At 59.1% G+C, this 26,186-nt stretch carries 25 protein-coding genes and 1 pseudogene; 8 read left to right on the top strand and 18 right to left on the bottom strand.

Features of this window, described 5'->3' with window-relative positions; all coding sequences use genetic code 11:
* Positions 1-403: 403 nt before the first annotated feature.
* Entirely contained in the window at positions 404-1,780 is a 1,377-nt protein-coding gene (locus AB3X89_RS24000; protein WP_368585483.1) for a porin, read from the top strand.
* Positions 1,781-2,291: 511 nt separating this feature from the next.
* Here the strand turns inward: AB3X89_RS24000 and AB3X89_RS23995 are convergent.
* From AB3X89_RS23995 to AB3X89_RS23925, 15 genes and pseudogenes are all read right to left on the bottom strand, one after another.
* A complete protein-coding gene (locus tag AB3X89_RS23995) occupies positions 2,292-2,480 on the bottom strand; it encodes a hypothetical protein (RefSeq protein ID WP_368585482.1) in 189 nt (62 codons plus the stop codon).
* 12 nt (positions 2,481-2,492) lie between these two features.
* Positions 2,493-3,029, bottom strand: a complete 537-nt coding sequence (locus tag AB3X89_RS23990) for a hypothetical protein (RefSeq protein WP_368585481.1) — start codon at positions 3,027-3,029, stop codon at positions 2,493-2,495.
* 119 nt (positions 3,030-3,148) lie between these two features.
* Entirely contained in the window at positions 3,149-3,343 is a 195-nt protein-coding gene (locus AB3X89_RS23985; RefSeq protein ID WP_087738133.1) for a hypothetical protein, read from the bottom strand.
* Positions 3,340-3,854: pseudogene (locus AB3X89_RS23980) on the bottom strand (hypothetical protein). Before AB3X89_RS23980 ends, AB3X89_RS23985 begins: the two are co-directional and overlap by 4 nt.
* 67 nt (positions 3,855-3,921) lie before the next feature.
* Positions 3,922-5,094 (bottom strand): mandelate racemase/muconate lactonizing enzyme family protein, encoded by a 1,173-nt coding sequence (locus tag AB3X89_RS23975; protein ID WP_368585480.1) that lies wholly within the window; start codon positions 5,092-5,094, stop codon positions 3,922-3,924.
* 69 nt (positions 5,095-5,163) lie between these two features.
* Positions 5,164-6,504 carry an MFS transporter gene (locus AB3X89_RS23970; RefSeq protein ID WP_368585479.1) on the bottom strand — a complete coding sequence of 447 codons (1,341 nt, stop codon included), beginning with the start codon at positions 6,502-6,504 and terminating at the stop codon, positions 5,164-5,166.
* Between the two features lie 38 nt (positions 6,505-6,542).
* Entirely contained in the window at positions 6,543-8,123 is a 1,581-nt protein-coding gene (locus AB3X89_RS23965) for an FAD-dependent oxidoreductase (protein WP_368585478.1), read from the bottom strand.
* Between the two features lie 35 nt (positions 8,124-8,158).
* Entirely contained in the window at positions 8,159-9,217 is a 1,059-nt protein-coding gene (locus AB3X89_RS23960) for a Rieske 2Fe-2S domain-containing protein (protein WP_368585477.1), read from the bottom strand.
* Between the two features lie 241 nt (positions 9,218-9,458).
* On the bottom strand, positions 9,459-10,304 hold the full coding sequence (locus AB3X89_RS23955; RefSeq protein ID WP_368585476.1) for an amidohydrolase: 846 nt from the start codon (positions 10,302-10,304) through the stop codon (positions 9,459-9,461).
* 46 nt (positions 10,305-10,350) lie between these two features.
* Complete coding sequence (locus AB3X89_RS23950) at positions 10,351-11,454, bottom strand: zinc-binding dehydrogenase (protein WP_368585475.1); 1,104 nt, start codon at positions 11,452-11,454, stop codon at positions 10,351-10,353.
* Between the two features lie 26 nt (positions 11,455-11,480).
* Positions 11,481-12,275: an amidohydrolase gene (locus AB3X89_RS23945; protein ID WP_368585474.1), complete on the bottom strand. Its 795-nt coding sequence runs from the start codon at positions 12,273-12,275 to the stop codon at positions 11,481-11,483.
* A gap of 7 nt (positions 12,276-12,282) precedes the next feature.
* Complete coding sequence (locus tag AB3X89_RS23940; protein ID WP_368585473.1) at positions 12,283-13,536, bottom strand: Rieske 2Fe-2S domain-containing protein; 1,254 nt, start codon at positions 13,534-13,536, stop codon at positions 12,283-12,285.
* Positions 13,537-13,595: 59 nt separating this feature from the next.
* The gene (locus tag AB3X89_RS23935; protein ID WP_368585472.1) at positions 13,596-13,901 is read right to left on the bottom strand and encodes a hypothetical protein; all 306 of its coding nucleotides are present in this window, start codon (positions 13,899-13,901) and stop codon (positions 13,596-13,598) included.
* 9 nt (positions 13,902-13,910) lie between these two features.
* The gene (locus AB3X89_RS23930) at positions 13,911-15,095 is read right to left on the bottom strand and encodes an acyl-CoA dehydrogenase family protein (protein WP_368585471.1); all 1,185 of its coding nucleotides are present in this window, start codon (positions 15,093-15,095) and stop codon (positions 13,911-13,913) included.
* Between the two features lie 83 nt (positions 15,096-15,178).
* Positions 15,179-16,321, bottom strand: a complete 1,143-nt coding sequence (locus AB3X89_RS23925) for a glycosyl hydrolase (RefSeq protein ID WP_368585470.1) — start codon at positions 16,319-16,321, stop codon at positions 15,179-15,181.
* Between the two features lie 273 nt (positions 16,322-16,594).
* Here AB3X89_RS23925 and AB3X89_RS23920 point away from each other — a divergent pair, with 273 nt between their 5' ends.
* Genes AB3X89_RS23920 through AB3X89_RS23890 form a run of 7 tightly spaced genes read left to right on the top strand, consistent with a single transcriptional unit; the run spans position 16,595 to position 22,329 of the window.
* The gene (locus tag AB3X89_RS23920; protein ID WP_368585535.1) at positions 16,595-17,554 is read left to right on the top strand and encodes a 2Fe-2S iron-sulfur cluster-binding protein; all 960 of its coding nucleotides are present in this window, start codon (positions 16,595-16,597) and stop codon (positions 17,552-17,554) included.
* A 58-nt stretch (positions 17,555-17,612) separates the two neighbouring features.
* On the top strand, positions 17,613-18,626 hold the full coding sequence (locus tag AB3X89_RS23915) for an amidohydrolase family protein (RefSeq protein WP_368585469.1): 1,014 nt from the start codon (positions 17,613-17,615) through the stop codon (positions 18,624-18,626).
* 28 nt (positions 18,627-18,654) lie between these two features.
* Positions 18,655-19,659, top strand: coding sequence for a protocatechuate 3,4-dioxygenase (locus tag AB3X89_RS23910; RefSeq protein ID WP_368585468.1), 1,005 nt, complete (start codon positions 18,655-18,657; stop codon positions 19,657-19,659).
* Positions 19,660-19,673: 14 nt separating this feature from the next.
* Positions 19,674-20,336, top strand: a complete 663-nt coding sequence (locus AB3X89_RS23905) for an RraA family protein (RefSeq protein WP_368585534.1) — start codon at positions 19,674-19,676, stop codon at positions 20,334-20,336.
* Positions 20,337-20,338: 2 nt separating this feature from the next.
* Positions 20,339-21,016 (top strand): RraA family protein, encoded by a 678-nt coding sequence (locus tag AB3X89_RS23900; RefSeq protein ID WP_176106756.1) that lies wholly within the window; start codon positions 20,339-20,341, stop codon positions 21,014-21,016.
* Positions 21,013-21,684: a 4-carboxy-4-hydroxy-2-oxoadipate aldolase/oxaloacetate decarboxylase gene (locus tag AB3X89_RS23895; RefSeq protein ID WP_368585467.1), complete on the top strand. Its 672-nt coding sequence runs from the start codon at positions 21,013-21,015 to the stop codon at positions 21,682-21,684. Before AB3X89_RS23900 ends, AB3X89_RS23895 begins: the two co-directional genes overlap by 4 nt.
* A gap of 54 nt (positions 21,685-21,738) precedes the next feature.
* Positions 21,739-22,329, top strand: coding sequence for a flavin reductase family protein (locus AB3X89_RS23890; RefSeq protein WP_368585466.1), 591 nt, complete (start codon positions 21,739-21,741; stop codon positions 22,327-22,329).
* A gap of 105 nt (positions 22,330-22,434) precedes the next feature.
* On the opposite strand, the gene AB3X89_RS23885 is transcribed toward AB3X89_RS23890, so the two are convergent.
* The 3 genes from AB3X89_RS23885 to AB3X89_RS23875 all read right to left on the bottom strand — a co-directional run bounded on the left by AB3X89_RS23885 (position 22,435) and on the right by AB3X89_RS23875 (position 26,023).
* Positions 22,435-23,136: a GntR family transcriptional regulator gene (locus AB3X89_RS23885; RefSeq protein WP_368585465.1), complete on the bottom strand. Its 702-nt coding sequence runs from the start codon at positions 23,134-23,136 to the stop codon at positions 22,435-22,437.
* Positions 23,137-23,661: 525 nt separating this feature from the next.
* A complete protein-coding gene (locus AB3X89_RS23880; protein ID WP_368585464.1) occupies positions 23,662-24,369 on the bottom strand; it encodes a dienelactone hydrolase family protein in 708 nt (235 codons plus the stop codon).
* A 541-nt stretch (positions 24,370-24,910) separates the two neighbouring features.
* Entirely contained in the window at positions 24,911-26,023 is a 1,113-nt protein-coding gene (locus AB3X89_RS23875; protein WP_368585463.1) for a porin, read from the bottom strand.
* Between the last annotated feature and the right edge of the window lie 163 nt (positions 26,024-26,186).

The following is a 26,186-nucleotide window of genomic DNA, read 5'->3' as shown; positions in this document are numbered from 1 at the left end:
GTTATCGCTGATAAGTATAAGCGCTGTCTTGACAAACGAAAGGCAAATCGAAACATATTCACTTCTCGCGTAGTGCACAAACCAGGGGCGAGAAATATGGTGCGGCAAGTGGCGGACCAACGGATCACTAATTGCGTATCGTTCGGCGCTGTCCTGTCAGCGGAGGAATTTCGAGGACAGGGCCGCAGCCGGAACGAGGCGTTCGATGGAGCTCGCGAAATCGAGGCGCGCCGCAATTGTCGATAGAATGCCCGCCGGAAGCTTCTGGCTGCGAGCGCCTTCTGCCCCGCCGAAATGACCTTCGCCCGCGGCCACTCATCATGCCGGCCTCAGTCGCCTGCAACCAACCAGTTGCGTAGCGTTTGCGTCGACATGCCAAGTTTTCCGCCCACGGCGCTCACGCGTGACAGCAGGTATTTCGGTCAACCAATGGTGCTTTATCTTTTCTTTTGAAGAATCGCTCTGCACCACCGCTTTTTCCTTTGCAATCCCAAGCAATGACGATGAAGTAAAAATAACGAGCCTCAGCTGTCATCCAGGGAATACCCTCGAACACAACATTTTTGAAATTCTCTATCAGCCATATGCAACATCGTATATTATTTTGCATGCGTGCCGTTGTGCATCGCTTTGCCGTTGCGCAACGTCGGCCACTCTACAAATTAACATCGACATGTGGGAGACACTGGAATTGCGTAAACTGCTCGTTAGCTGCGCCGTTGCGGCAGCAATCGCGCCTGTGATGGCACAGGCACAGACCAGCGTGACGCTGTATGGCGTTGCCGATGCATTCGTCGGCTACTTCGGAAACTCGGAAGGTCAACACGTCGTCAGCATGAACAGCGGCGGGGCCGGTGGGTCGCGTTGGGGCATTCGCGCGAAGGAAGATCTGGGCGGCGGTCTGTCTGCGATCGCCGTGCTCGAAAGCGGCTTCAACATCAACAACGGCACGTCCGGCCAGAGTGGTCGTTTGTTCGGCCGTCGCGCCTTCGTCGGCATCGACAGCCGCGACTTCGGCCAGATCATTGCAGGCCGCCTGCAAACAGCCGGCTACGAATGGGGCGGTACCTTCGACCCGATGCTGCTGGCAGCAGCATCGCCGCTCGGCTCGATTGGCGGCGAAGAACCGCGTCCGTGGATTTTCAACATGCTGCAAGATCCGGCTCGCCAGGACAATACGATCCAGTATTCGTCGCCGACGTGGAGGGGTCTGAATGGCACCGCAGCGTATTCGTGGGGCAACAATCAAGGTCTGCAGAACGCGACGCACTACCAACTCGCGACTCTTACCTACGCCAACGGCCCGTTGCTCACGAGCTACGGCTTCGGCCACAGCCTGCAACCGTCAGCGACCATTGCACGCAATACGTACGAACACGTCTTGGGTGTGAAATACGACTTCAACTTCGTCGCGCTCTACGGTACGTACCAAGTGCGTCTGAATGATCCGGGCCAGACCGATAAGGGCTGGCAAGCCGGTGTCACGATTCCGACCGGCCCATTCGGCACCATTCGCGCTTCTTACGGCGGACTGAGCGACCAGAACATTACCTATGCCAGCACAAACGGTCCGGTCACTGGCAATTGGGCGATTCGATCGGCTGCTCTCGGTTACACGTACCAACTCTCGAAGGCGACAATGCTGTACGGCTTCTTCAAGAAGCTCTGGAACAGCGGGATCGCGCACCAAACGATCTACCCACCCGGTGGTCTCGGTGCCCCGACCGGCTACCACGCCAATGTCACGGCAATCGGCCTGGGTTTGGCAACGCGCTTCTAAGCCCTCCTACTCCTGTGAAAAAGCCCGCTTCGAGCGGGCTTTTTTTATTCATAGCCCTCCGCTCACCAAAACGTCGATGACCGTCCCGCTTATACGCTCCCGCTCATCGATCAACACCTGCATGATCTGTTCTCGGTCGCGTCGGACCAGCGCCGTCGTCAGCCTGCGCTCGAGCTTAGCCTACTAATCCTCTGCAGGCAGACATCTTTCTGTCGCCAGTGGCAGGTACTTCTCCATCCGTTCAAACAGACGGAGTGCCTCTCTCTAAGGACTTTCAAACGCACTGGAGAACCAAGCGAGATTGGGATATCTGTCGCAGCTCATTGCTCGACAGATCAGAGACGAACCGCCTGCGACTTGGGTCATGCGTACTCGCGCCCTGCGCCACCATTAGATCGATCCTGCTGAACCCAACTCAGATGGACACGCCAAGCCGTATATAAACAAAAAAAGTCCAGAGAGAAAATTCTCCCTGGACTTCCTTGAATCTAGAACCGCGGTGACCGAAGCCTTATGCTTCGCCCTTGACCTTGTCGCGCACGAGCACGAAGATGAAGAGCAGCCAGGAGACGCCGAGGCCGAAGTAGTCGAAATTACGCAGCGGACGGTACTCCGTCCAGCCCCAACCCGTCGAGCCGTCGACGGCCGCCAGCGTCAGTGCGATACAGATGGCGATTGCGATCCAGGTATTCTTTTTCATCGCGTGTGCTCCTTAAGCCAATTCTTTTTTCCGCTGTTCGAAGGCGGGTACATTTTGCTGCTGTTCGACGGCGGGTACACCCACCAGGCTCCCACCTTTGCCCTTCAGGCTGAAACCCTTCCAGCCGTCCCACAGCCACATCGGGTTGAGCGTCGGACGGAAGCAAACCGCCATGTAGCCGCTGTACGCGAGCAGCAGAATGCCGTTCATCAGGAGTTCTTGCGGACCCGAGAACAATTGACGCGGCGTCGCCGAGATAAACGTGTTCAGCCAGAAAATCGTGACCGTCGTCGGCATCTCGAGAATCAGTGTCAGGAACACGAAACGGTTCATCAGCAGCAGTGCCCCGTAAACCGCTTCCATGTACTTAACCCAGTGATACATACCGACCGCATCGGCTCCCGCCACATACTGGCCGGCGAGACCTGGAATCATCGGCACATAGCCGTCGATCACGAATCGGATACCTGAGAAGAAAAGGTGGGCGCCGAAATACAGACGCAACCACGTGATTACATACTTCCAAGGGGAAGAATTCGCGCTATTCATGGGAAGGGTATTTCCGTAAAGGTTCTTGCAGTACAACGTTGAAATATGGTGCCGCGGAAATTGCAATACGACAGGATATCTCAAAGGTGATGGAAACTTCCCATCACCTAAGAGCCGTTTTAAACGATGCCTTTACGGCGATCGCGAATCAGTACAGTAATGACGCAGATCCACGGAATTGCCAGACCAAACATGTCACGCGCGCGCAGAGGACGATATTCCGTGTAACCCAATCCCGTCGATCCGAAGAAGACCCAGCACGTCATGACCAGACACAGGGCGAGACCGATATAAAGGTTCCGGTTGCTCTTCATTGCAGTTCTCCCGATCCGACGATATCACTGCTCGGTTCAGATGTTTTCTTGAACTTGAGAGACTCTTTCCAGACATCGACCTTGAACCCTTCCCATAATGCCAGAGGCGTGAGTTTTGGCTTAAATACCGAAGCCATGTAGCCGCTGTAGGCCAAAATCAATGACCATTCATCAGCAGTTGATTCGGGCCCGAGAACAATTGACGCGGAGTCGCAACGATGAAGGTATTGATCCAGAAAATCGAAACCGAAGTCGGGAACTCGAAAATCGCAGCGAGCAGCACGAAACGGTTGCTCAGCATCAGGATACCGAGCACGCATTCCATATACTTGACGACCGGGAACATGTGAATCGCATCCAGCGCTTGCACGTATGCACCTCCGGTGCCCGGAATGAATGGAACCCATCCGGTGGAGATATAACGGAAACCCGACCACAGCAAATCGGCTCCGAAATATATCCTGAGCCAAAGGACAGCGTACTTCCACGGCGGCGAATTAATACCTTGCATCAGATGTCTCCGTTGTTGGCTTTAGTTTCGCAACGCGGCGGAATCGAGTCAGCCGCTGAATGCCCGTTTACGCCTGAACGACCCGATGGGCTGCGCCCGGCGTGATGATTTTGTTCAGTAGCTTTTCATTGACCTCGAATCCGAAGCCCGGGCCTTCGCTCGGATATGCGCGACCCTGAGCAAACCGCTGACCGCCGATTGCCAGATCTTCGCCCGCCGGAATCTCGTCGCTGTTGAATACCGAATGCACCGCCAGCGGCCCCATGCTTTCGCTCATGAACTGGCACGCCCACTGATCCGAGACCATCAAATGCGTGCTCGGTCCCGACTCGATACCGCCGCCAATCAAGGTGGAGCAGAACACGGGGATGTCGTAGATCCGGCATGCGGCCAGGAATCGTTGTGCCTTCAGCAGACCGCCCACTTTTTGAATCTTCAGAATCACGCCGTCAGCCGAGCGGCGTTCGGCGATCTCGCGCAGGTCGCCGAGTTCCTGCGCGCCCTCGTCCGCGTAAATCGGTGTGTTCACGCGCTCGCGGAGTTTGGACATGCTGTCGCGGTACTGATGCGCGAGCGGCTGCTCCATAAACGCGAGGTTGTATTCGTCCAGACGACGCACCGTTTTCAGGGCCTGCTCGTAATTCCACGACCCATTTGCGTCCAGCGTGATCATCGCGTCCGGGCCGAGTGCCTTGCGCACTTCACGGGCCGTCGCCACATCGTTGTCGAACGTATGGCGTCCAACCTTGAGTTTGAAGGCCGAGAAACCTGCCTCCCGAACCTGGACCGCGGCCTCTGCCACTTTTTCCGGATCGCCGGCCGAGAGAACCCAACCCAACGGTACCGACTCGCGAGTGCGGCCACCCAGAAGATCGTAAACCGGCCGACCGAGTGCCTTCCCCTTCAGGTCGTGCAACGCGCAATCGACGAGCGCTTTCGCCTGATTATTGTCGCGTGCGAGCTGATCCATCATGCCGACGATTTTTTCGATATTGCACGGATCTTCGCCGAGCAGGATTCGCGGAGCGAAAATATCGGAAATCATCGCCGCCATCGAGGCCTGGCTTTCGCCGCGATACCACGACGAAGTGTCGCCAGATTCAGCGACGCCCACCAAACCGTTATCGGCGTAAATACGCACCACGAGCGTATTCAGACAGGTGATCGTGACGTTCGGAAGCTTCAGTGGCTTCTTAAGCGGCATTGAAACCGGAACGCACTCAACGCGGGTAATTTTCACTGGATTGACCCTGTAGGAACTCGAGAGAGGAGTGCCCACACCGCACACTCCTGAATCAGATATCAGATATCAGCTATTCGCCGCCGCACGGCGCAGCGCACCACAGACACGGATCAACAGAATGACTGCCACTGCAACCGAGATCACATAGCAAATGACGAAGGAAGCGCCGAGTGCATTCGGACCCGAGAACAGTTTGGCAACGAGCGCAACGACGGTGGGCCCGAGTGCCAGACCGAGCAGGTTCGTGATCAGGTAGTAGACCGCCGTCAGTTTGCCCATCATGTTGCCCGGCGTGAAGTTGGCCATCGTTGCGCCGCCAGCTACCGCGAACATCGAGAACATGAACGTCTGCACGAAATAAGCGATCAGGCCGACATTCATCGAGTGGATCAGCGGGAAGCATGCGGTGACGATTGCAGCGATAGCCGTCGTGACAGCGGCGACGCGAACCGGTGCGTCGATCATGCCGCGTTCACGCAACCAGTCAGCGATACGACCCAGGATCAACAGGCCAGCAGGCGACGCCAACAGTGCCACACCCCCCAACGCCTTACCGATCTCCGGACGCGGGATATTCAGCGTGCGCGCGATGATTTCCGGCAGCCAGGCCATTTGCGAACCAACCGCAATGCCGTACAAGCAGATTGCAACCCAGAGTTGAACGTAGACGGCCTTGTTGGCCCACGCGAAACAAAGCGCTTCACGATACGTGACTCCACTGCCTGCGTTGACGTCGCGGCGTGCCGGCTCACGTACGAGCCACAGAAGCACGACGAACGGAATGCCGATAAGTCCGGGCACCAGCAGCACGAAATGCCATGGTTTGAGGCCGCCAACCAGCGGCAGGCCCGCAAATGCACCCGCCGATGCGGCTTTCAGCAGAAAGCCGCCGAGCCCGAGAGCCAGACCGGTGCCGAGAAGCGGTCCGATGTTGTAAATGCCGAACGCGAGGCTGCGGCGTTGCGGCGGAAACGCATCGCGAATCATTGACGCGGCGCCAGGCGACAGCGCGGCCTCGCCAACACCGAGACCCACGCGCGTCACGAACAACTGGACATATGTCTGACTCAAACCGCACAGAACCTGGACGGCGGACCATGCCATGATCGCGCCACCGAGCAGGCGCCGGCGCTCGTACTTGTCGACCAGCGCACCCATGGGAATGCCAAGCACGCTGTACAGCAGCATGAATGAGAGCCCGAGAAGCCAACTGACTTCGAGGTCGGAAATTCCGAGGTCTTCCTTGATCGGTCCGACGACGAGGGAAATCGCACCCCGATCGATGAAGGAGATCACGTAGGTCGCCGTCAAAATGACGAGCATCCACCATGCTCCCTTCGACGTTTTCGAATCCGAAGCGGCTTCGGCGGGTGCGAACGTCGCTCGCACCTGTGCGGTCTCACTCATTGTTCTCTGTCTCCTGGTTTAGTTTTCCGTGCAATCAATCAGCGAATCTTCCGATCCTCGCTATCGGAAAGTGCGGTCTTCGCCGCTGTCATGCCTGATACGATGAACTCCGCAATATCGCCCATCGAGTTGTAAAACGGACCCCACAAAGATCCGCACTCCCCAACTGCATAGAGACCGGGAATCGGCTTGTCCTGATGATCGAGAACACGTTGCCCCGCATCATGTTTCGGTCCACCATGGGTATTGAGGTACGTCGGCAGCATGGGTCCGATCGCGTAGTAGGGTCCCTCGTCGTTGAGCGGCACCAGGAACGTCTCACGTCCGAACTCGGGATCCGCATTCAGACGGCACTGCTCGTTATAGCGCTCGACGGTCTCACGAAGTGCGTGGGGATCGAGGTGACCTGCCTTGGTCACGCCGGGGATTTCCGGCCATTGGCACTTCAACGCCAGTTCTTCGAGCGTATCGGCCTTGATGATCAGACCTTCTTCGAGTTCCTTGAGGTTGTCCTGGCTCCACGGCGGCACGCGCGAATTCAGCGTGGTCATCGCCGCGCCTCCGGCCCGAACCTTTTCGTCGAAGATGTGGAATGCCGGCACGTTGGTGAATTCCGGAATGCCCGGCGTCGTTGCCAGCCACGCGTCGCGATTCGCCAACCCGTGTTGAACGACCGACGTGTCGATCGTTTCGTTGTGGAAGCGCTTCGCCTGCCGGTTCACCCACAGCAGACTGCCGCCGTCCTTGAACGCGCCCGACTTGTAACCGAAGCCTGCAACCTTGTTAAGGTCGTAGGTGACGTAAACGTAGCCTTCCTTAGTCTTGATGCCCATGTTGAGCGGGCCTGCCACGGCGTTCATGTGCCACAGCTGGGCACCGACTTCCTGCGCCATGCGGATGCCGTCGCCGGTCAGATTCGGGCTACCCAGGAAATAGATCGGGCATGCGGTGAGGAACTGCTTGCACATGGCCTCGTTCGCTTCGAAGCCACCGCTGGCCAGCACCGTCGCCTTGCGACCGCGAATCGTGATCGTCGTGCCATCTTCGCGCTCGGCTTCGACACCGAGAATCGCGCGCGTCACCGGATGCTGAATCAGACGCGTGACCCGCGTGCTGTACTTGACACGCGCACCCGCCTTCTCTGCTTGAGCCGAGATCGCGTTATAGAGACCTGCACCGCCCGGTGCGGCCACGACGCTCATGCCCTTGATGCTCTCGGCACCCGGAGCGCCCGCGAACTCGGGAAAGAAACCCGGGGCCGAGAACGGCTGCGGGTTGTCTTTGAGCGGCAATTCCAGTTTGTGCTGGAACGCGGGTATGTCTTTGAGACTTGCAACGAAATGACGAAGAACGCTCTCCTCGGTCTGGCCTGCACACAACCAGTTCAGATACTTGAAAGACTCTTCTTCATCGACGGAGGTCATGATCAGACCACCCGCCACACAGACCGAGTTGCCGCCCCCCTGCGCACCCTTTTCGAGGATGAGCACGTCAGCGCCCTGTTCGGCGGCAGCGAACGCGAACGTTGCGCCCGCACCGCCATAGCCGACCACGACCATATCGGCCTGTTCATCCCATCGGGGCTCGGTCCAGTTCACTTCCATCTTTTCGTTATCCATCGTTTCTCTAAACATACCGGCGCGGGTTGAGCTACTTAGGCTGCAGGAGCTGCTGCCTGCTCGGCTTCTTCCTTCGTGCGAAGGCCGTCATAGATCTCGTTGTAACGCAGCACCGGCTGATCCATCGCCAGCATGATCATCTTGCGGCCCGGCACCTTCTTGATCATTGCCTGCTGCGCTTCGATGATTGCCTTGTCTTCGGCGAATGCTGCGTCCGCGATTCCGAATGCGTGTTCCTTCAGATCGGCGTGCCCATGATCCGGACCGAAGTTGTAGAAGAACATCGATTGCGTATCGTTGATCGGCGTAATCATCTGGCACGTGCAGCGACGGAAGATTGGTTCCTCGTTCGGCTTGCCGTCGACGAATCGATCTTGAACGCCCGGTGCGAAGGAGTTGATCTTCAGAATGAAGACGCCCGGCACGAGGAAGGTGCTGACCACGTTATCGTCGGAAGGCAGATCGAAATACGGGTTCGTCGGACGGCCCATGTGCCAACGGTCGGCGACCACGCCACGTTCGAGAACCGTCGTGCCGCGCTTGGTCTCGCCGTCCTTCTGGACCTTCAGCGACACCTTGTTGTTCGCACCGAACGTCGATTCGTGAATGAACGGTGCGTGCGACAGATCGAGCAGGTTGTCGGCCACGAGTTCGGCGTTGCCGTTCATCACGAACTTCGAGCAAACCATCGCGTACGTGTCGCTGTCCGGACCTTCGATCGGCGGAATCAGCGCGACGTCGGCCTTTGCCGGGTCGCCCATCCAGACCCACGCGGCACCGTGCTTTTCTTCGATCGGATAGCTGCGCACGCAGACCTTCGACGAGATGCGCTCCTGGCCCGGGATTTCGGTGCAGCGACCATCGGCAGCGAACTTGAGGCCGTGATACATGCAGCGCAGTTCGTCGCCTTCCTTGCGGCCAACCGTGAGCGGCGCCAATCGATGCGGGCACAGGTCTTCCAGAGCGACGAGGGTGCCGTCGTCCTTGCGATAGAGCGCCAGCGGCTCGTCCATCACGGTGAACGGGACGATGTCGGTAGCCGAGAACTCGCTCGACCAGCCAACCATGTACCAACAATTCCGAAGGAATTTCATTTGATGTCTCCTCAGAGAGAATCGAGAACGGACAAATCGAGCGTATTGCCTGACCCGTGCGGTACAGCCGACCAAAGTTGCCTCGGATCGGACCCACCGCGCTCGACCGCCGAAAGTATTCAATTGGGTATTCTTTATCTTATCTTGTAGCACCGCTCGACAAGACTCGGGGATACCCTTAAATGCGAGAAGCGGCATCCCGCAATTTCTTATTGGAACGCCGTATTTAGGTGGGCGAATATCAGCTGAAGTACACGCGTTCGGCGGTCGTGTGCAGGACCTTCCGCTGATCCGCTTCAGAGAGCGACGACACCGAGTCCTTGGCCAACTGAACCATCTCCTTGTACTCACCCTTCGACTGCGCGATGTCCGAACCCCACATCACCCGGTCGGCGCCGAACGACCGGACAACACGCTCGACGACGGGCGCTGCCGGCAGCTCGAGTGCCTTCAGTTTGCCGAGATTGATCATCGAGTACAGCAGGTAGACGTTCGGCGAGTCGACGAACTTGAGCAGCGCTTCGTCCACGCCGTAGTCCGGTGCACCCGATTCGCCGACGATGTTCGAGAAGTGGTCGAGAATGACCGGGGTGTTCGGGAATTGCTTGACGACGTCTCGAAGCGCTTCGAGCGCGCCGACGCGATTCCAGCGATAGAAGTGCAGACGCACCGAGCCGCCGAGATCCGACACGGCCGACCATGCACGCAGCGCTTCTTTCGACGCGAACCAGCTCGAGTCCGCGCCCTTGTTCGGCTCCGTCAAACGAATGCCGACCGAGCCGCGTTGGCCGACCCAGTAGCGCACGGTTTCTTCCACGTTGTCGGCCAGTGCATCGATCATGCACAGCGAACGCAGACGATCGGGATATTGCTCGGCGGAGTCCACCACATAGTCGTTGTGGAAGCCGTAGAGGTGAGCCCGCTGGACCGCGAGCGCCTTCTCGACACCATAAGCGTCGAGCAGGTCGATCAAGCGTTCGGCCGTCACCGGGTTGTCGAATGCGTTCGCTTCGAGCGTGCCGCTCAACGGCGACGGCGGATACTTCTCCACGTTAGTGGAAATCAGGTGGGCGTGACTGTCGATCATGACATTACCTTCTCTGTAAAATTCGATATCAACAAACGGCAGGGCGTTATTTCCACGGATCAACACAGACGTGGATAGCGCCTTCGACGCCACGCCCGGCCGTCGCCAGGATCGCTTCGTGTGTCTGTGCGAGTCCGAACGTGTGCGAGCACACCTCGTCGATCGGATAGCGGCCCGAACCGATATAGCGCAGTGCGAGTTCGACGGCCGCATAGCTACGGCCACGCGGTGCGCGCACCGTCAGATAGCGTTTCTTGATCTCGCCGATCGGCACGTGTTGTTCCAGGCCGTTCAGGCTCAGGTAAGCGCCCTTCGCTGCCAGCGCGATCGCCTGCTTGACGATTTCGCCCTTGGGATCGCCCGTCGTATCGACAACGACGTCCACCCCGCGGCCCTTCGTGATACGCATCACTTCGGCTTCAAGGTCTTGCGTTTCGACATTGATCGCGTAGTCGGCGCCGAGGCGCAGCGACAGATCGAGACGAGTCTGGTCACGCGTCATACCCGCGAGAATCACCGTGTACGAGCCCGCGGCCTTTGCCGCCAGCACGCAGCCCAAACCCTGCTGGCCGGGACCGAAGACGAGCACGACCTTGCCGGGGCCTGCGCCACCGTCCAGACACGCCCACTGCACGCCGTTGCCGAACGGCACGGCCAGCGTCGCGTGGGTGGCCGGCAGGTCCTGGGGAATCTTGTGCATCACCGTGTTGAGCGGCATATGCATGTACTGCGCGTACCCGCCCCACAGATGCGGCGGCTTGTTGGCGGTGGACATACCGAATCGGTCGGTATTCAGGCGATCCTTCACGTTGAAGAAATCGACTTCCATGCACAGACGGAAATCGCCCTTCATACACCACTCGCAATTCCAGCACGGCAGGTATTCGTGGAGAGCCACGCGGTCGCCGGGCTTGACGCCCCACCGTTTAGCGGCGATTTCGCCAACCTCTTCGATCGTGCCGACGTTCTCGTGGCCCATGATCACCGGAACGTGACCTGCCTTGCGATACAACTCGGGATCGCTGCCACCGACGCCGCTGGCTTCGATGCGCAAAATGCCGGTCTCTGGGCGCACTTGCGGATAGTCGAATTCGCGCAATTCGGTAGTCTCGACATCCGTTTTAACCGCGGCCAACACCTTCTTCGTCATGTCTGTCTCCTGCTAGTTTTTCAATCTCAGGCTTTCGAAAATACGCGCAGGGCGTTGCCGCCAAAGATCGCGTCGAGATCGTGATTCGTCAGTCCAGCGAGCGCATGACGCGGGAGTTTCAACGCCAGACCATATCCCTCGCGTGAACTGACGACGGGAAAGTCAGAGCCCCACATCAAACGATCAGCGCCAAACGCGTCAACTGCTTCGTGTAGGAGCGTAGGATGAGCATCACCAAACGGCCGGCCCAGGTGCCATGTTTTCGGATCGCGAGGCAATAGTTCGCCAAGACCCGGCACTTTCAGCATCACATTGGGAAACGCCGCGAGTTTGAACACCTGACGGCGCAGCGCCACCGCTTCATCCGTTGAAGCCGGTGCACTGGTGCCGCCAAGATGCTCGAGGACAATCGTCGTACCCGGCAATTTGGTGATCAATTCAATGAAGCCCGGCGCGTTGAACGTTTCAGCAGATCCCACGCAGCTCACTGGCAATCCCGAGGCCTGAACACCGCGCCAGGCCTCGGGAAGGCGACCGTCGTCAAGACATGCCGATGGTCTCAATCGAATACCGCTGGCACCAGCGCGTGCCAGCGATTCGATCGTCTTCGCAACGTCCGGGTCCTCGACGTCGACCCAGGCCACGCTCGACAGACGGCCGGGAAATCGCTTAACGCATTCCTGCTGATACCGGTTATCCGTCTGTCCAATCATCTGCGTGAGCACGGCATGACCAACACCGTATTCATTCATCTGATCGAGCAGCACCTCGACGGGCTCATACCAATGAGGCGATACGTGAGCGTGGCTATCAACGATCATGCGAACCTCAGGTCTTCAGAGCGACGGCCGGGTTCAGGGGCACTTCTTCCTTCCATGTGCGATCGTTCGGGAAGATCACCGTCGAAGCGTGAATCTGATTCCACGGAATCGTGTTCGTCAGCAAGCTCGGCAGCTCGCCGCTTTGTGCGTACGCGCGTGCCGAACGAATCATCTGGCGACGCCATGCGACGACCGCGACGTCCGACGTGCCGAGGTGTTCCTTCGTGCGGTCGAGAATGCGGCCCTGCGTTTCGCTGACCGCGTGATCTTGCGTCAGGATGCCCTTGATGCCGGACATCGACGACGTCTTCATCGCCTCGCGGTCCTGCTTGTACCAGTTGTCGATGTTGAGTTCCTTGCGGAAGTTTTCATCGACCCAGTGGCCGCCTTCCTGGATGCGATATTCGATATCGACCGGCTGCGTTTCGTCGAAGAACCACTGGATGTGCCACGTCGATTCGTTGTCACGCGGAACGAAAGCGTTGGCCATGCGGCGGTTCTTGCGGACGCCGAAGCCATCGGGCGGGATCAGCGTGAAGAACGGCAGAATCACTTCCGTGACGCGGGCGTGCAGCTTGCCTTCTTCACGGAAATTGCGGACGCCGGCGTAGCGCAGACCGTACAGCGTGTATTCGACTTCGATCTTCGGACGCAAATCGCGCTCGTGCTCGTACTTCGCCGGCGCCGACCACGGCTGCTCGCGGTGAAGGACACCCGCGTGTGCCGAGTCGATCGTGCCTTCGACGGCTTGAGCGTAGTTACAGTCTTCGAGAACCTTGAACGCTGCGACCTTTTCTGCCGGGTACGACAGGAAATCGAAGTCGGGGAACTGCGGAACCTTTGCCGGGTCGCCCATGTACGTCCAGATCACGCCAGCGACTTCACGCACCGGGTAGGCGATCGCCTTGATGCGCGAGCACAGCTTCGAATCTTCCGGCTCGGTCGGGGTGTCCATGCACTGGCCATCGACGGCGAACTTCCAGCCGTGGTACAGACAACGCAGACCGCCTTCCGAGTTGTCGCCCAGCGCAAGAGAGGCACGACGGTGCGGGCACTGTTCTTCGAGCAGGCCGACCTTGCCGTCGCTGTCGCGGAACGCCACGAGATCTTCGCCGAGCAGACGCACACGCTTGGGCGCACCACCCGGCTCCTGAATTTCCGATGCGAGCAGCGCCGGAATCCAGAATTGACGAATCATGTCGCCGTTCGGGGTGCCTTTTCCTACTTGAGTCAGAACGTCGTTGTCTTCGCGGGAAAGCATGTTTGCTCCTAGTCTCTTGTATATGAATTTGCGTGGGAGACCGAAATCCCCCGACTGCCTTAAACGAGTGCGACGGCTTTTAGCAGTCGTTCGCGAGCGTCTACGGTGTTACTTTCGTTGCCGATCAGGTCGTGCGCTTCGATGATCAGATTGCGCAGCGCCACGAGGTTCTGCCCTTCGGCCGAGTTCGCGGCATTCCGTGCTGCCGCCGCGATATCGTTGTCGAGCAGGCGCCAGACTTCGTCCAGCTCGGACTCGCGATAAATCATCTGTTCGAACGTGCGCGAGTTCTCCACCCGTTCGACAATCTGACGCAGCGTTTCCGGCGAGTAATCCTCGATTGAATGAAGATCATCCACGTTCATTGCTAACTCCTATTTCTTAGGACCAGGGCCGAAGTTCGAAGGCGGCAGATCGAGTGCCTGACGTCCGTAACTCGTCAGTGCGCTGTCCCACGTGAATGCGAAGTGCTGCGCGGCCGAATTGACGTCGCGCCAGATGCGCTGGAGGTCCGACGCGTTGTAGATGCTGGTGCCGCCCGCGGCTTCGAACAGACTGTTGGCCGCACGACGAGCCGTTTGCGCCGAATATGCCCAATCGCGGGAAATGCGCGACCATTCGAGCGGCGTCAACGACTTTGCGCTTTCGGCTGTGTCAATGCGGCGAGTGTCTTCGAGAATCAACGCATAGGCAGCGTCGAGATCCGCCGTCGCGTGCGCAAGACGTTCGATCGTTGCCGACTGCTCTGCCATCTGGTCAACCGGCATTGCCTTCAGACGCGGCGCCAGACCTTCGGTGAACGATTTGATTGCCGCGCGTGCCATGCCCAGTGGCGCACCGATCAGCGAGAACGGCGTGACGTTATGGAACGGCATGCGGTAGATCGGAGCGCGCAGGGCATCGGCGCCTTCGACGTTGCCCGTCATCATTTCCTTCACGGACACCGAACGGTGTGCCGGGATGAACGCTTCGGCGACCTTGATCGTGCGGCTACCGGTGCCACGCAGGCCCGCGGTGTGCCAGTCATCGACGATCTGGATATCCGAGCGCGGGATCACGAAGAAGCGCGGTTCGGGCGGCCCGTCTTCGCGCTGCACGGCATTGCCGACGATGACCCACTCCACGTGATCGATACCGGAGCAGAAGCGCCCTTCACCGCTCACGAGTTTGTAGCCACCGTCGACTTCGGTAATCGTGCCGCCGAGGCGGAACACCGTGGCCGTCAGGGCGTGGCCTTTGCCCAGCACGTCTTGCTGCGCCTTCAACGGGAACAGGTTCAGCATCCAGCTGTGACCGGCGAGCACGCCGAACACCCAACCGGTCGAACCGCAAGCCGACGCGATTTCGGCCGTGACTTCGACGAGCGTCGTGAAGCCCAGCTCGGAACCACCAAACGACTTCGGCGTGATGATGTTGAAAAGACCCGACTCACGTAGTGCGTCGATGGTTTCTTTCGGCACCACGCGATCGCTTTCGGTCTGTTTGACACGTGAACGAATCACGTTGTGCAAACCGCGAGCGATAGCGAGGGCGTCCTCGTGACTAGCAATACGACTCAAGGCGTTCTCCTGTTAGGGCTTGCTGCGCCGCGCTCGGGGAACCGGCGCGCAGAATAGCTTTTTGTTTGGCTGCTGTGGCCGGGTCAGTGTTCGTTGCGGCCGTAACGACCTTCGACGTTCATGCGTTCCTTGGCATCGAGGAACCAGCGGTAGTGACCACCCTTCGAGATCGGCGGCACGTCTTCCGAGATCGCGTACCAGCTATCGCCGTCGTTCTCGGTCGCATAAATCTCGCCCGTCGCGGTACCAGCGATCAGCATGATCCTGTCGCCCCAGTGATACAGACCCATGCCCTCGATGTTGCCGATGATTTCCTTGGGCAAACCATTACGCATATGGTCCCAGGTGACGCCACCATCGGTGCTCTTGAGAACCGTGGCATCCGCCGACTTCCGTGTACCCCAGTCACGCGGCGCGTTGCCCGGGCCACCGAGATACAGCACGTTTTCGTTGCGGGGATCGATGAACATCGCGTCGGGATAACCGATCAGGTCTTGACGCGTCATCAGGTGCACCCACGTCTCGCCTGCGTCTGCGCTGTAGTGCAGGCCTTCGCCGCCGCACATGAACATCTGCCTGGGGTTGGACGGACGAATCAGCACGCGGTGGTTGTCGTGGTAGAACTTGTCGTTTTCCGATTCGTAGCTACGCGGCTCGGTCCACGTCTTGCCGTCATCGACCGTCTTGAGCAGCGCGCCCTGTTCGATACAGATATAGAGCGTCTTCGGCTCGGCCGGATGGAACGCGATGTTCTTCACGTGCGCGATGTGCGGGGGCGGCGGGAACGTCCACTTGTCCTGGTCCGGCACCGTCATCATCTCGGGGATTTCGACCCACGTGGCACCCAGATCGTCGCTGCGATAAAGCGCGGACGGCTCCGTGCCCAGGAACAGAACGGTGCGGCCATCGCGCTCCTGCTGCGCCATCGTGTAGATATGCGTGCTTTTGAGCCCGTTGTTGGCTGGTTCCCACGTCAGCCCGAGGTCCTTGCTGACCGACAGACTGCCTTGGCCGTGTGCGCCCGCGAACAATAGACCCGCTTTCGGCACGTAGAGCAGCGCGCTCACGTGACGATCTTCCAGCGCCCTGCGCGTGAGACTCCACGGCGCATTGGCGTCGGCACGCTCGAACGCGAGCATGCCTCGAATAGTGGCGACCAACAGCGTTGTTGCCGCACCCTCACCGTACGTGACGGTTCCACCGTTGGTGGTCAGAACTGCGATCATTTCTCCTCCCTAGGGGAATACCCCGTGTGATCTCGCCTGTTTTCCTCAGAAACGTAGTCGCTACAGCTTCAGCCAGACTCTGCGCCGAAGAGGCTTTGACTTTTTTCTGGTCAGGCCAAATAATATGCAAAAAAGAATTACGCGTCAAACGGCCGACGGAACTTTCGGTGCCCCGTGATTCTGACGTCAGAGGTTCTTAAACAAGGAAGCGTGATGTGTAATTCTTGCGCGCCGTTTGCGCGGTTCTCCGCGTTCTACGATTTTGGAGGTGACATGAGTGAACAACTAAATGAAGTGATGACCCTGCGTTTGACGGCGATCAACTATCTGGCCCGGAACACGCTGGCCTTCACATTCGAAGACCCCGAGGGCAGCCTGCTGCCCGGGGCGGAACCGGGCGCTCACGTCGGAGTCGTTTTGCCGAACGGCCTGACCCGTCAGTACTCGCTATTGGAATACAGCAACAGCCTGACACAGCGTTCGTACGTGGTCGGCGTCAAACTCGATCCGCAGTCGCGCGGCGGTTCGCGCTATATGCACGAGACGATGCGGGTCGGCGATCTCATCCAGATCGAAGCACCTCGCAACAATTTCCCGCTCAATGAAGATGCCGTGCACACCGTCCTCGTCGCCGGCGGTATCGGGATTACACCTATTCTGTGTATGGCGCGTCGTCTGAAAGAGCTCGGACAGTCGCCGCGTATCTATTACTCGTGCCGTGAACGCGTCGACGTCGCATTCGCCGAGGAATTGAAAACCTTCGAAGGCGCGCTGGTTCACGTCGATGCCGAGGCCGGCACATTCCTCAACATCGCGGACGTCGTCAAGAAAGAACCGTCCACCGCTCACTTCTACTGCTGCGGCCCCGGCCCGATGCTCGAGGCGTTCGAAGCCGCGTGTGCGTCGCTGCCTCAGGAACAGGTTCACGTCGAATACTTCTCCGCGAAGCAGGAAGCCGCGCTCGATGGGAACTTCGTCATCGAATTGCGCAAGAGCGGAAAAACCCTGACGGTCCCGCAGGGCAAAACGATTCTCAACGTCGTGCGCGACGCGGGAATCCCCATTTCCTATTCCTGTGAAGAAGGCGTGTGCGGCGCGTGTGAAGTCCGCGTGCTCGAAGGCCAACCCGATCACCGCGATGCCATTCTGTCGGAGCCCGAAAAGGCTGCGAACAACACGATGATCATTTGCTGTTCTGGCTGTAAGGGCGACCGTCTCGTCCTCGATCTGTAAGTAGAACACCGGGCGACGACGTCGCCCTCATCTCACGTTAAGTCAAGGAGACAAGTAAGTGATTATCGATTGCCACGGTCACGTCAGCGCGCCCGCCGAACTCTGGGTCTACAAGGCACACATCCTCTCGCATCGCGGCGAACATGGTCGCAGGATGCCGGAAGTGACGGACGAAGAGATCCTGCACTACGCGAACAAGAAGGAAATGGCGCCGGTCGGCCACATCGACATGCTCGATCGCGTGGGCACGAACGTCCAGCTGCTGTCGCCGCGTCCGTTCCAGATGATGCACAGCCAGAAGCCGGGCAAACTCGTCCACTGGTTCACCGAAGAAACGAACAACATCATCTCGCGCACGGTCAAGCTGCTGCCCAAGCGCTTCATCGGTGTGGGCGGCCTGCCGCAAGTTGCGGGTGACCCGATCGAAACCGTGCTGCCGGAACTCGAACGCGGCGTGAAGGAACTCGGCTTCAAGGGCGTGCTGCTCAACCCGGATCCGTTCGAAAACAGCGGCAGCGAAGCTCCGGGGTTGGGTGAGCGCTACTGGTATCCGCTGTACGAAAAGCTGTGCGAACTGGACATTCCGGCGCATATCCACGCTACGGGTTCACACTCGGCTCGCTCGCCCTACACCGTTCACTTCATCAATGAAGAAACGATCGCGGTGTTCAACCTCGTCAATTCGAACGTGTTCAAGGACTTCCCGAAGCTGAAGATCATGATCTCGCACGGCGGCGGCTCGATCCCGTATCAGATCGGTCGCTTCCAGTCGGGTGCGGCACGCGCCGGCCGCAACTTCCTCGAAGGTATGCGCAACCTGTATTACGACACCGTGCTCTATTCGGAAGAGTCGCTGCGCCTGCTGATCAAGACCGTGGGTGCCGATCGCTGCCTGTTCGGCGCCGAGTGCCCGGGCGTCGGCTCGGCTATCAATCCGGATACGGGCCGCACGTTCGACGACATCAAGCCGTACATCCAGGGCTTCGACTGGCTGTCGCAGGAAGAGAAGGACAAGATCTTCTTCGGCAATGCTCGCGACTTCTTCAAGCTCGACCTCGCGGATTACGAATAATTCCCAGCGCCCACAGGACTCGAAAACCATGGCAAAAATCGTACTGGGAATGGGGACATCGCACGGTCCCATGCTCGTGACGCCGCCTGAAACCTGGGGCGCTCGTGTACCCGATGACCGACTGAGTAAGCATCACTTCGAGGGCCGTGAGTGGTCCTTCGATGAACTCGTCGGTTATCGGCGTGCCGAGAACCTCGGGGACCAGATTACGCTCGACGTTTGGAAAGCCAGGCACGCCCAGTGTCTCGCGGCTATCGAAGAGATGGCGCGGGTTCTCGCCGAAGCGAAGCCGGACGTCGTTGTGATCGTCGGCAACGATCAGATGGAGATCTTCGATACCGACTGCATCCCCGCACTCAGCGTCATGTGTGGCCCGACGATCGTGAACAACATGATCAGCCACGCGAAACTTCAGACGATGCCCCCGGGCGTGCGTCACGCGATGCCTGGCTATATGCCGGATACCGCGAGTTACTCCGGCGTTCCCGAACTCGCAAAGCACATCATCAAGACGGCGATGAACGATCAGTTCGACGTCGCAGCCCTTCAGCGTCTGTCGGAAACCGAAACGCCACATGCGTTCGGGTTCGTGTTCCGTCAGTTGATGAAGGATCAGGTGATACCGACCGTGCCGGTGCTCGTCAACACGTTCTACCCGCCGAATCAACCGACCGTTGCCCGCTGCCACGCATTCGGCCGCTCGATCGGTCGCGCTATCCAGTCGTGGGACACGGATGCACGCGTTGCCGTCATCGCCTCGGGCGGTCTGACGCACTTCGTGATCGACGAGCGCGTCGATCAGTTGGTCCTGAGCGCAATGAAGAACCATGATTTCTCGCCGGTCTTCGAACTCGATGAAGCGATCTTCCAGGCAGGCACGTCGGAAATCAAGAACTGGATTCCGGTCGCTGGCGTGATGGACGAAATCGGCTTCGACATGACGGTGGTCGATTACGTGCCGTGCTATCGCAGCGAAGCCGGCACCGGCAACGCGATGGGTTTCGTTTACTGGAAGTCGCCGGACCGGCAATAAGGATTAGCAAAGATATGAAAAGCAAAGACGAATACGTCCACCGCCTTCGGCGATTGGACTGCTGCGCCGTCTCGGATGCGCTGGACAAACTCGGTCTGAGCGGCGTCGTCAGCGGTGTGCGGCAGGCTTCGGGCACCAGCCGGATCGCAGGTCGCGTGATCACGATGAAACTCGGTGTTGGCGATCCGCCTCCGGGCCCGCCGCGTCACCTCGGCACCACCGCTATCGAACTCGGCGGCGCCGACGACGTGATCGTTGTCGAACAGCGCACGGGCGTCGAAGCCGGTTCGTGGGGCGGCATCCTCTCGTTGGGCGCCAAGGTTCGCGGCATCGCTGGCGTGATCGCCGACGGCCCGGTCCGTGATATCGACGAATCCCGCGAGATGGATCTGCCGGTGTTCGCGAACGCGTTCACCGCCCGCACTGCCCGCGGTCGCATCGTCGAGAAAGGCGTCAACGTTCCGGTCGAGGTCTTCGGTACCGCCGTCGAAGCTGGTGACTATGTGATCGCCGACAGCAGCGCCGTGATCTTCATCAGCGCCGCCAACGTTGTACGCGTGATCGAAACCGCCGAGTCGATCGTGGCGCGTGAAGCTCTGATGGCGAAGGCTGTACTGGCAGGTACCCCCATTCACGAAGTGATGGGCGGCAACTACGAATTCATGCTTAAGGATTAGTCATGTCCGAAATCGAACAAGACAAGAACGTCGCACGTGCGGCAAAACTCGAAACGGCGACGTTGAGCGACGCTCTCGATCGTCTGGGCCTCAACGGCCAGTGCAGCCGTATCAAGCCCCGAGACCCGTCCTTCCGCATGGCTGGCCGTGCATTCACGATCCTTTACGGCCCGGCTGCTTCTCCCGCAGGCACGGTCGGCGACTTCATCGACGACGTGCCGCCCGGCAGCGTGATCGTTCTCGACAACGGCGGTCGCACCGATGCCACCGTTTGGGGCGACATCCTGACTGAAATCGCACACCGTCGCGGCATTGCCGGCACGGTGATCGACGGCATCAACCGCGACGTCCATCTCTGCCTGTCGCTCGGTTATCCGGTGTTCTCCAAGGACAACTGGATGCGCACGGGCAAGGATCGCGTGCAAGTCGAAGCCACGAATGTGCCGGTCAACATCGGCGACGTACGTGTTGCCCCGGGTGACCTGCTGCGCGGTGATGCCGATGGCGTGATTTCGATTCCCAAAGAACACGAAGAGCGTGTGCTCGCCGCTGCGGAAGAAATCGACGCAGCAGAAAGAGCCATTCGTGCAGCAGTCGCGTCGGGCATGCGCCTCGACGAAGCGCGCAAGCAGTTCAAGTACCATCAATTGCAAACGCGCACCACCGGGAGCAAAGCATGACCGGTCCGCGCTTCAACCCGGCAGAGACGACACGCCTCGATATTCAACGTCCGGATGCCGAACTGATCAAGGCCGCTGGCAAACTGCCGTCTGCCACGCTGCATGAAGCGGCTGGAAAGATCGGTGCGCTGCCGGCTGCAATCCACCCTGTGGCACCGGGTTTCAAGCTGTGTGGCCCTGCTGTGACCGTCCATTCGCCGGGCGGCGACAACCTGTGGTTGCACCGGGCGATCTACGCAGCGCAGCCGGGTGATGTGCTGGTCGTATCGGTCAGCGAAGCGTATGAGCATGGGTACTGGGGCGAGATCATGTCAACGGCCTCAAAGGTTCGCGGGCTTGCAGGGCTCGTCATTAACGGGTGCGTTCGTGATCAGCGACTGCTGTCCGAGATCGGCTTCCCAGTTTTCGCCCGAGGACTCTGCATCCGCGGCACCGGAAAAGACTTTGGCGCACGTGGCTGGATCAACGCACCGATCCGACTCGACGACGTAACCGTTAATGCAGGTGACCTGATCGTCGGCGACGAAGATGGTGTCGTCTGCATTCCGCGCGAGCAAGTCGCAACCGCTATCGCAGCGTCGGAAGCACGTGAGGCCGCCGAAGCACAGCAGTTGAAACGGCTAGAGGCCGGCGAAAGCACGCTCAGTATCTTTGGCTGGGACCAGTAACCAGCTGAGAGGTGCGAGTCTCTCTCACGGGCGGCCGTCTTTGGGACGCCACCCGTGTTTCTTTTAGTGTCACCAAATTTTGATGACCTGGGGGCGCAATTGAGCATCGAAGAATCTGAATTTAGGCGCGCCATGCGCAGCCTCACCGGGCACGTATGTTTGATTACCACCGGTTCTGACGCTGACGGTCCACTCGCTGGCATGACAGCAACCGCCGTGACCTCGGTGAGTGCGGCGCCCCCTATCCTGCTCGTCTGCATCAACCGCGCGAATTCCTCGTTGGCACACGTGCAGGCGACCGGTCATTTCGTCGTCAATGTGCTAGCGCGCAGCGAGCAGGAATTGGCACAACGGTTTTCTCGCCCTATCTCGCCTGAGGAGAAATTCCAGGCCGGCACATGGAATCGCATTTGGACCGGCGCCCCGGCGTTGGCCACGGCCATGGTGAATTTCGATTGCAGCGTCGAACGTATCGTCGAAATCGGCACGCATGCGGTAATTTTTGGCCACGTGCTGGGAACCGCCATTAATACGGACGCAAAGACGCCGCTACTGTATTCGCAGGGTTCTTACGGTGAATTTCAAACCAATAAGGCCGTCGATTTCCACGACATGCTTTGGATCTCGAACTGGGGCTCCGACTAATTTAGCAATTCGGCAGGCGTCTTCGCGTCGGCGTCGAACGACAAACACGTTGCGCGAAACCGGCTGTAGATAAAAAAGGGGCACCGTGGGTGCCCCTTCTATCGTTCAGGTCTCTCTGGCCGCAAGCACCGCCATCAAGCCGCTCAAAACAATTGATCGGCCCTTTTCGTAGGTCGCGAGCAGCAAGTCCTTATCCTTACTCTGCAACGCCTTCACCAACCGCGCCTCGATATTCGCATTGCGGTGCTCAGGGTTCGCAGAGATATCCGCGGCCAATGCGCGATAGCGATCGGTCAATCGCATCAATCGCAGCACTTCGCGCTTAAGGACCTTGTTCGGTGACAGATCGAAAATCATGTCGTGGAATGCGCGGTGCTGCTCGATCCAGCCTTCGCGATTACCCGCACCGAGCAAATGCTCCAGATCCGCGAGCATTGCCTTGAGTTGCTTCATCTGCGCGGGCGTCGGCCATTCGATGGTCATCAGCAATTCGGCTTCGAGCAGTTGCCGCATCCGATATAGTTGCCGTGCCTCGTCGCTCGACAGTTGGGCGACAAAGAACCCACGATTCGGATCGTGTTCAATGATGCCTTCAGCGGCCAGCAGTTTCAGCGCCTCACGCACGGGCACTCGGCTAATTCCGAAGCGCTCGGCAAGATCGGACTGTCGTAGTTGGAAGCCGGGCGCAAGCACTCCCCGGTTGATCAGTTTGCGCGTCTCTGCCGCCACCTGAGCCGGGAAATCACTGCCGTCCAGTTCCTGAAGTTCGCCGGAAGTCACTCGGCCTAGCATCGCAATCGTATTCATTTTCGTATTATATCTCAGAATATCCCGACGCAACCGTCAACGACACGTCGTGGCCGGCCCTTGGCCACGGACGCCCGCCGCCCTGCGTGTTGCCTCGGACTCGCGAATTTCGCTTGAATATTAGGTAGGTACTTAACTGTATTAGCGGCTGCGCGACCGGTCAGACAATGTCAGCGAAGATGTCGCCCGTTCCCCACGAGAGGAATGACGCTTTCAGGTCCAGAACAGCGAAATGAACTGACACCCGTCTGCCGAGTTAAGTGCTGCTGTCCACAACTTAACCGATGATTCCAATACCGTTTAGCATTTTATGTTGGCTTTGCTTTCAAATGCAATTCTAGATAGACGCATCCGATAAGGAACACTATGTTTGCGCAACATCAGGCAGTCCACATCCGCCAGCTTGGCAACGCCATTCAGCACGCAGGGTTTGAAGCGCACCTCGCAAACCCGGTACAGGCTGCATAAGAAAACGGCCGCGCTTCAAATAAACAGCGCGGCCGTCCACTTCCGCCATTCACTAACTCATTTCCAAAGCGTGCGGCCAAAGAACGTCAGCGTACGATCCCAGGCCTGTTGTGCCCAGACCGGATCGTATTGCGTCCTCGCAATGCGGCCCGATCCAACCGCCGTTTCGTTCGCGAACGCGTGACGCGCCAGATAACGATGAAACTCGATGTCGACCTTCGCGTCGGTGAGTTTCTTTTCGAGCGCGTCGACGGTATCGGCGGCGAAGAACTCGTCCTGCGTACCCCAGTGGCCCATCACCGGAACCTTGATCTTCGACGCATCGATATAGTCGAGCGGCGGGAAGCCATACCAGACGACGCCGGCCGCCAATTCGGGCACGTTGCACAGCGCGAGGAACGTCAACGCGCCGCCCATGCAATAGCCGGTCACACCGACCTTCGCAGCGTGCTGCTGCAAATACTGGACCGCGCCGCGCACGTCCTGCGTTGCGGCATCGCCGAAATCGAGGCCGCTCATCAGATGGTGCGCCTCGTCCTCTTCGACCGTCGACTTGCCGCGATACAGATCGGGCACGAGCGCAAAGTAGCCGGCTTTCGCGAGGCGATCGGCGACGCCGCGAATCTGGTCGTTCAATCCCCACCATTCCTGGATCACGACGATCGCGGGCGCGCCCGCGGTTTTTTCCGGTTTCGCGAGATAGCCCTGTAGCTGCTTGCCATCGGGACGGTTGAACGTGATCATCGAACCTGCGTGTTGGGTCATCGGTCGCTCCTCGAGTAGACGAAACCGCTAGCATAGCGCCACTACCCCGTTTCCTGCTCTATCGGAACCGTGTCAGCGCGCGGGAGTGCTCCGGTTGAATCTGCGCATTATGTAAATCCAACCACACGACGTTAAACATCCGGAAAACCTCATTAACCCATTCGCCGAAGTGCGGTTCCACAAAGTCGATTGGCGACGCTATACTCCACGCCATGCTTTCTGGATCGGCATTCGAACGAAGAGCAATCAGCGGAATGCGCTCTCAATCTTCTCGCGCTGAAAGCTAACGTTAAAGTACGACGCAGATCGACCCGCGTCGCGGCGGCCCGAAATACCGCACTGGGGCTGCTCTGCGGGTCCATGTCTCTCAGGTTCTGGCCATCATCCTCGGATGCCAGAATCTTTAGGCCGACACACTGTGTCGGCTTTTTTTTATTCGCGACGCTTTTGCAATTCCGACTCGCGCGACTCTCTCGTCAATTCGCAGTCGCATATAAAGTGCATTCGACATATACCAATTAATCACGTATTGCGATCCGCGCTAGAAACGCTCGATCACACCGAATTGAACACCCGCCACAGGCGCACCCGGATAGGCGACCGGCAGCCCGGTCACGTTGACGCCGCGCAGCGTGAAGCTCGAGTCGTCGTGATTCGCGAGATACGCGGCGCTGAAGTAGAGCAGCAGCGTCGGCGACATGCTGTATTCGAATGCCGCGCTGAACTGGTCGGCGCTGCCACCGGGCGTCGTGTAGTCGCGCACGTGCGCATAGCCGAGCGACGCGCGCGCGTTGGTCGAGAAGCTGTATTGCGCCGACAGCGAGCCGCCCGCGCCGTGATAGACCGGCGCGCCGCCATCGCCATTGAAGAAGGACAGCCATACGCGCAGTTTGCCGAACGCGTAGTTCGCGCCGCCGAGATTCGCGCGCAGAGCGCCGGCACCGTGGGTCTGCTGGCGCGCGTACAGCAGATGCAATTGGTCGAACCGGTACGACGCGGTCACGTAATAGCCGTCGATACCGTTGCCGTCCTTCTCGGACGGATCGCGCATCGCCATCATCAGCGTCGCGCTAAAGCCGGCAATGCGCGGCGACAGATACGCAAGCGCATTGTTCGCATATGGGGTGATTTTCGACAGGTTGTTGAGCCCCGAAGCGATCGTGCCGGCGCCGAACGCGTCGAGATCGCCCTTGAACGGAATATAGATCGGCGAATACTGACGGCCGAAGCGCAGTTCGCCCCAGCCGCCGCTCGCGCCGATCCATGCCTGGCGATTGAAGATCGAGCCGGGCACCTGCAGGCTGCCGTCGGTCGAGCTGAAGCCGTTTTCCAGCGTGAACACGATCGCGTTGCCGCCGCCGAGCGGCTCCGCGCCGAGCAGCCCGACGCGCGAACCGCGATATGCGCCCGAGTCCATGCGCGCGACCCATCCCGAACCGGGGTCGGTGACTTCGACACTCGTGTCGATCACGCCATACAGCGAGACGAAGCCGGCGTTGATTCCGGAAGCGGAGGCGGCGCCGGTGCCGGTATCGATGTCGGTGACGGCGCCTGCGCCGTGCGCGTAGAGCAGCAGCGCGCCACCTAACCAGGCCGCTGTCACGCCGCCCCTGGGCGTCAAGGCTTCGCGGACTGTGTTCGGCAGGCAAGCCATGACGTGACGCAGGATGAGTCCTCCTCAAACACATCGATCGGATATTCCGCGAGCGAACTTACCACGTTCGGGCGAGAGCATGCGCGCGGCAGCGTCGGTCGCAGTGTGGTTTTCGCGCGATGAACGGCTTTGACTAGGGGAAAACCCGTATAATCCTCAAGAC

It is taken from the genome of Paraburkholderia sp. BR14320 (assembly GCF_040948665.1).
GTDB lineage: Bacteria > Pseudomonadota > Gammaproteobacteria > Burkholderiales > Burkholderiaceae > Paraburkholderia > Paraburkholderia youngii.
This window is presented reverse-complemented; position numbering and strand designations above follow the sequence as displayed.

Bases quoted from the DNA above. Each gene is read 5' to 3' on its own strand.
- AB3X89_RS23995 (WP_368585482.1), bottom strand. From the start codon at position 2,480: ATGAAAAAGAATACCTGGATCGCAATCGCCATCTGTATCGCACTGACG.
- AB3X89_RS23990 (WP_368585481.1), bottom strand. From the start codon at position 3,029: ATGAATAGCGCGAATTCTTCCCCTTGGAAGTATGTAATCACGTGGTTG.
- AB3X89_RS23985 (WP_087738133.1), bottom strand. From the start codon at position 3,343: ATGAAGAGCAACCGGAACCTTTATATCGGTCTCGCCCTGTGTCTGGTC.
- AB3X89_RS23970 (WP_368585479.1), bottom strand. From the start codon at position 6,504: ATGAGTGAGACCGCACAGGTGCGAGCGACGTTCGCACCCGCCGAAGCC.
- AB3X89_RS23965 (WP_368585478.1), bottom strand. From the start codon at position 8,123: ATGGATAACGAAAAGATGGAAGTGAACTGGACCGAGCCCCGATGGGAT.
- AB3X89_RS23960 (WP_368585477.1), bottom strand. From the start codon at position 9,217: ATGAAATTCCTTCGGAATTGTTGGTACATGGTTGGCTGGTCGAGCGAG.
- AB3X89_RS23955 (WP_368585476.1), bottom strand. From the start codon at position 10,304: ATGATCGACAGTCACGCCCACCTGATTTCCACTAACGTGGAGAAGTAT.
- AB3X89_RS23950 (WP_368585475.1), bottom strand. From the start codon at position 11,454: ATGACGAAGAAGGTGTTGGCCGCGGTTAAAACGGATGTCGAGACTACC.
- AB3X89_RS23945 (WP_368585474.1), bottom strand. From the start codon at position 12,275: ATGATCGTTGATAGCCACGCTCACGTATCGCCTCATTGGTATGAGCCC.
- AB3X89_RS23940 (WP_368585473.1), bottom strand. From the start codon at position 13,536: ATGCTTTCCCGCGAAGACAACGACGTTCTGACTCAAGTAGGAAAAGGC.
- AB3X89_RS23935 (WP_368585472.1), bottom strand. From the start codon at position 13,901: ATGAACGTGGATGATCTTCATTCAATCGAGGATTACTCGCCGGAAACG.
- AB3X89_RS23925 (WP_368585470.1), bottom strand. From the start codon at position 16,321: ATGATCGCAGTTCTGACCACCAACGGTGGAACCGTCACGTACGGTGAG.
- AB3X89_RS23920 (WP_368585535.1), top strand. From the start codon at position 16,595: ATGAGTGAACAACTAAATGAAGTGATGACCCTGCGTTTGACGGCGATC.
- AB3X89_RS23910 (WP_368585468.1), top strand. From the start codon at position 18,655: ATGGCAAAAATCGTACTGGGAATGGGGACATCGCACGGTCCCATGCTC.
- AB3X89_RS23905 (WP_368585534.1), top strand. From the start codon at position 19,674: ATGAAAAGCAAAGACGAATACGTCCACCGCCTTCGGCGATTGGACTGC.
- AB3X89_RS23900 (WP_176106756.1), top strand. From the start codon at position 20,339: ATGTCCGAAATCGAACAAGACAAGAACGTCGCACGTGCGGCAAAACTC.
- AB3X89_RS23895 (WP_368585467.1), top strand. From the start codon at position 21,013: ATGACCGGTCCGCGCTTCAACCCGGCAGAGACGACACGCCTCGATATT.
- AB3X89_RS23885 (WP_368585465.1), bottom strand. From the start codon at position 23,136: ATGAATACGATTGCGATGCTAGGCCGAGTGACTTCCGGCGAACTTCAG.
- AB3X89_RS23880 (WP_368585464.1), bottom strand. From the start codon at position 24,369: ATGACCCAACACGCAGGTTCGATGATCACGTTCAACCGTCCCGATGGC.
- AB3X89_RS23875 (WP_368585463.1), bottom strand. From the start codon at position 26,023: ATGGCTTGCCTGCCGAACACAGTCCGCGAAGCCTTGACGCCCAGGGGC.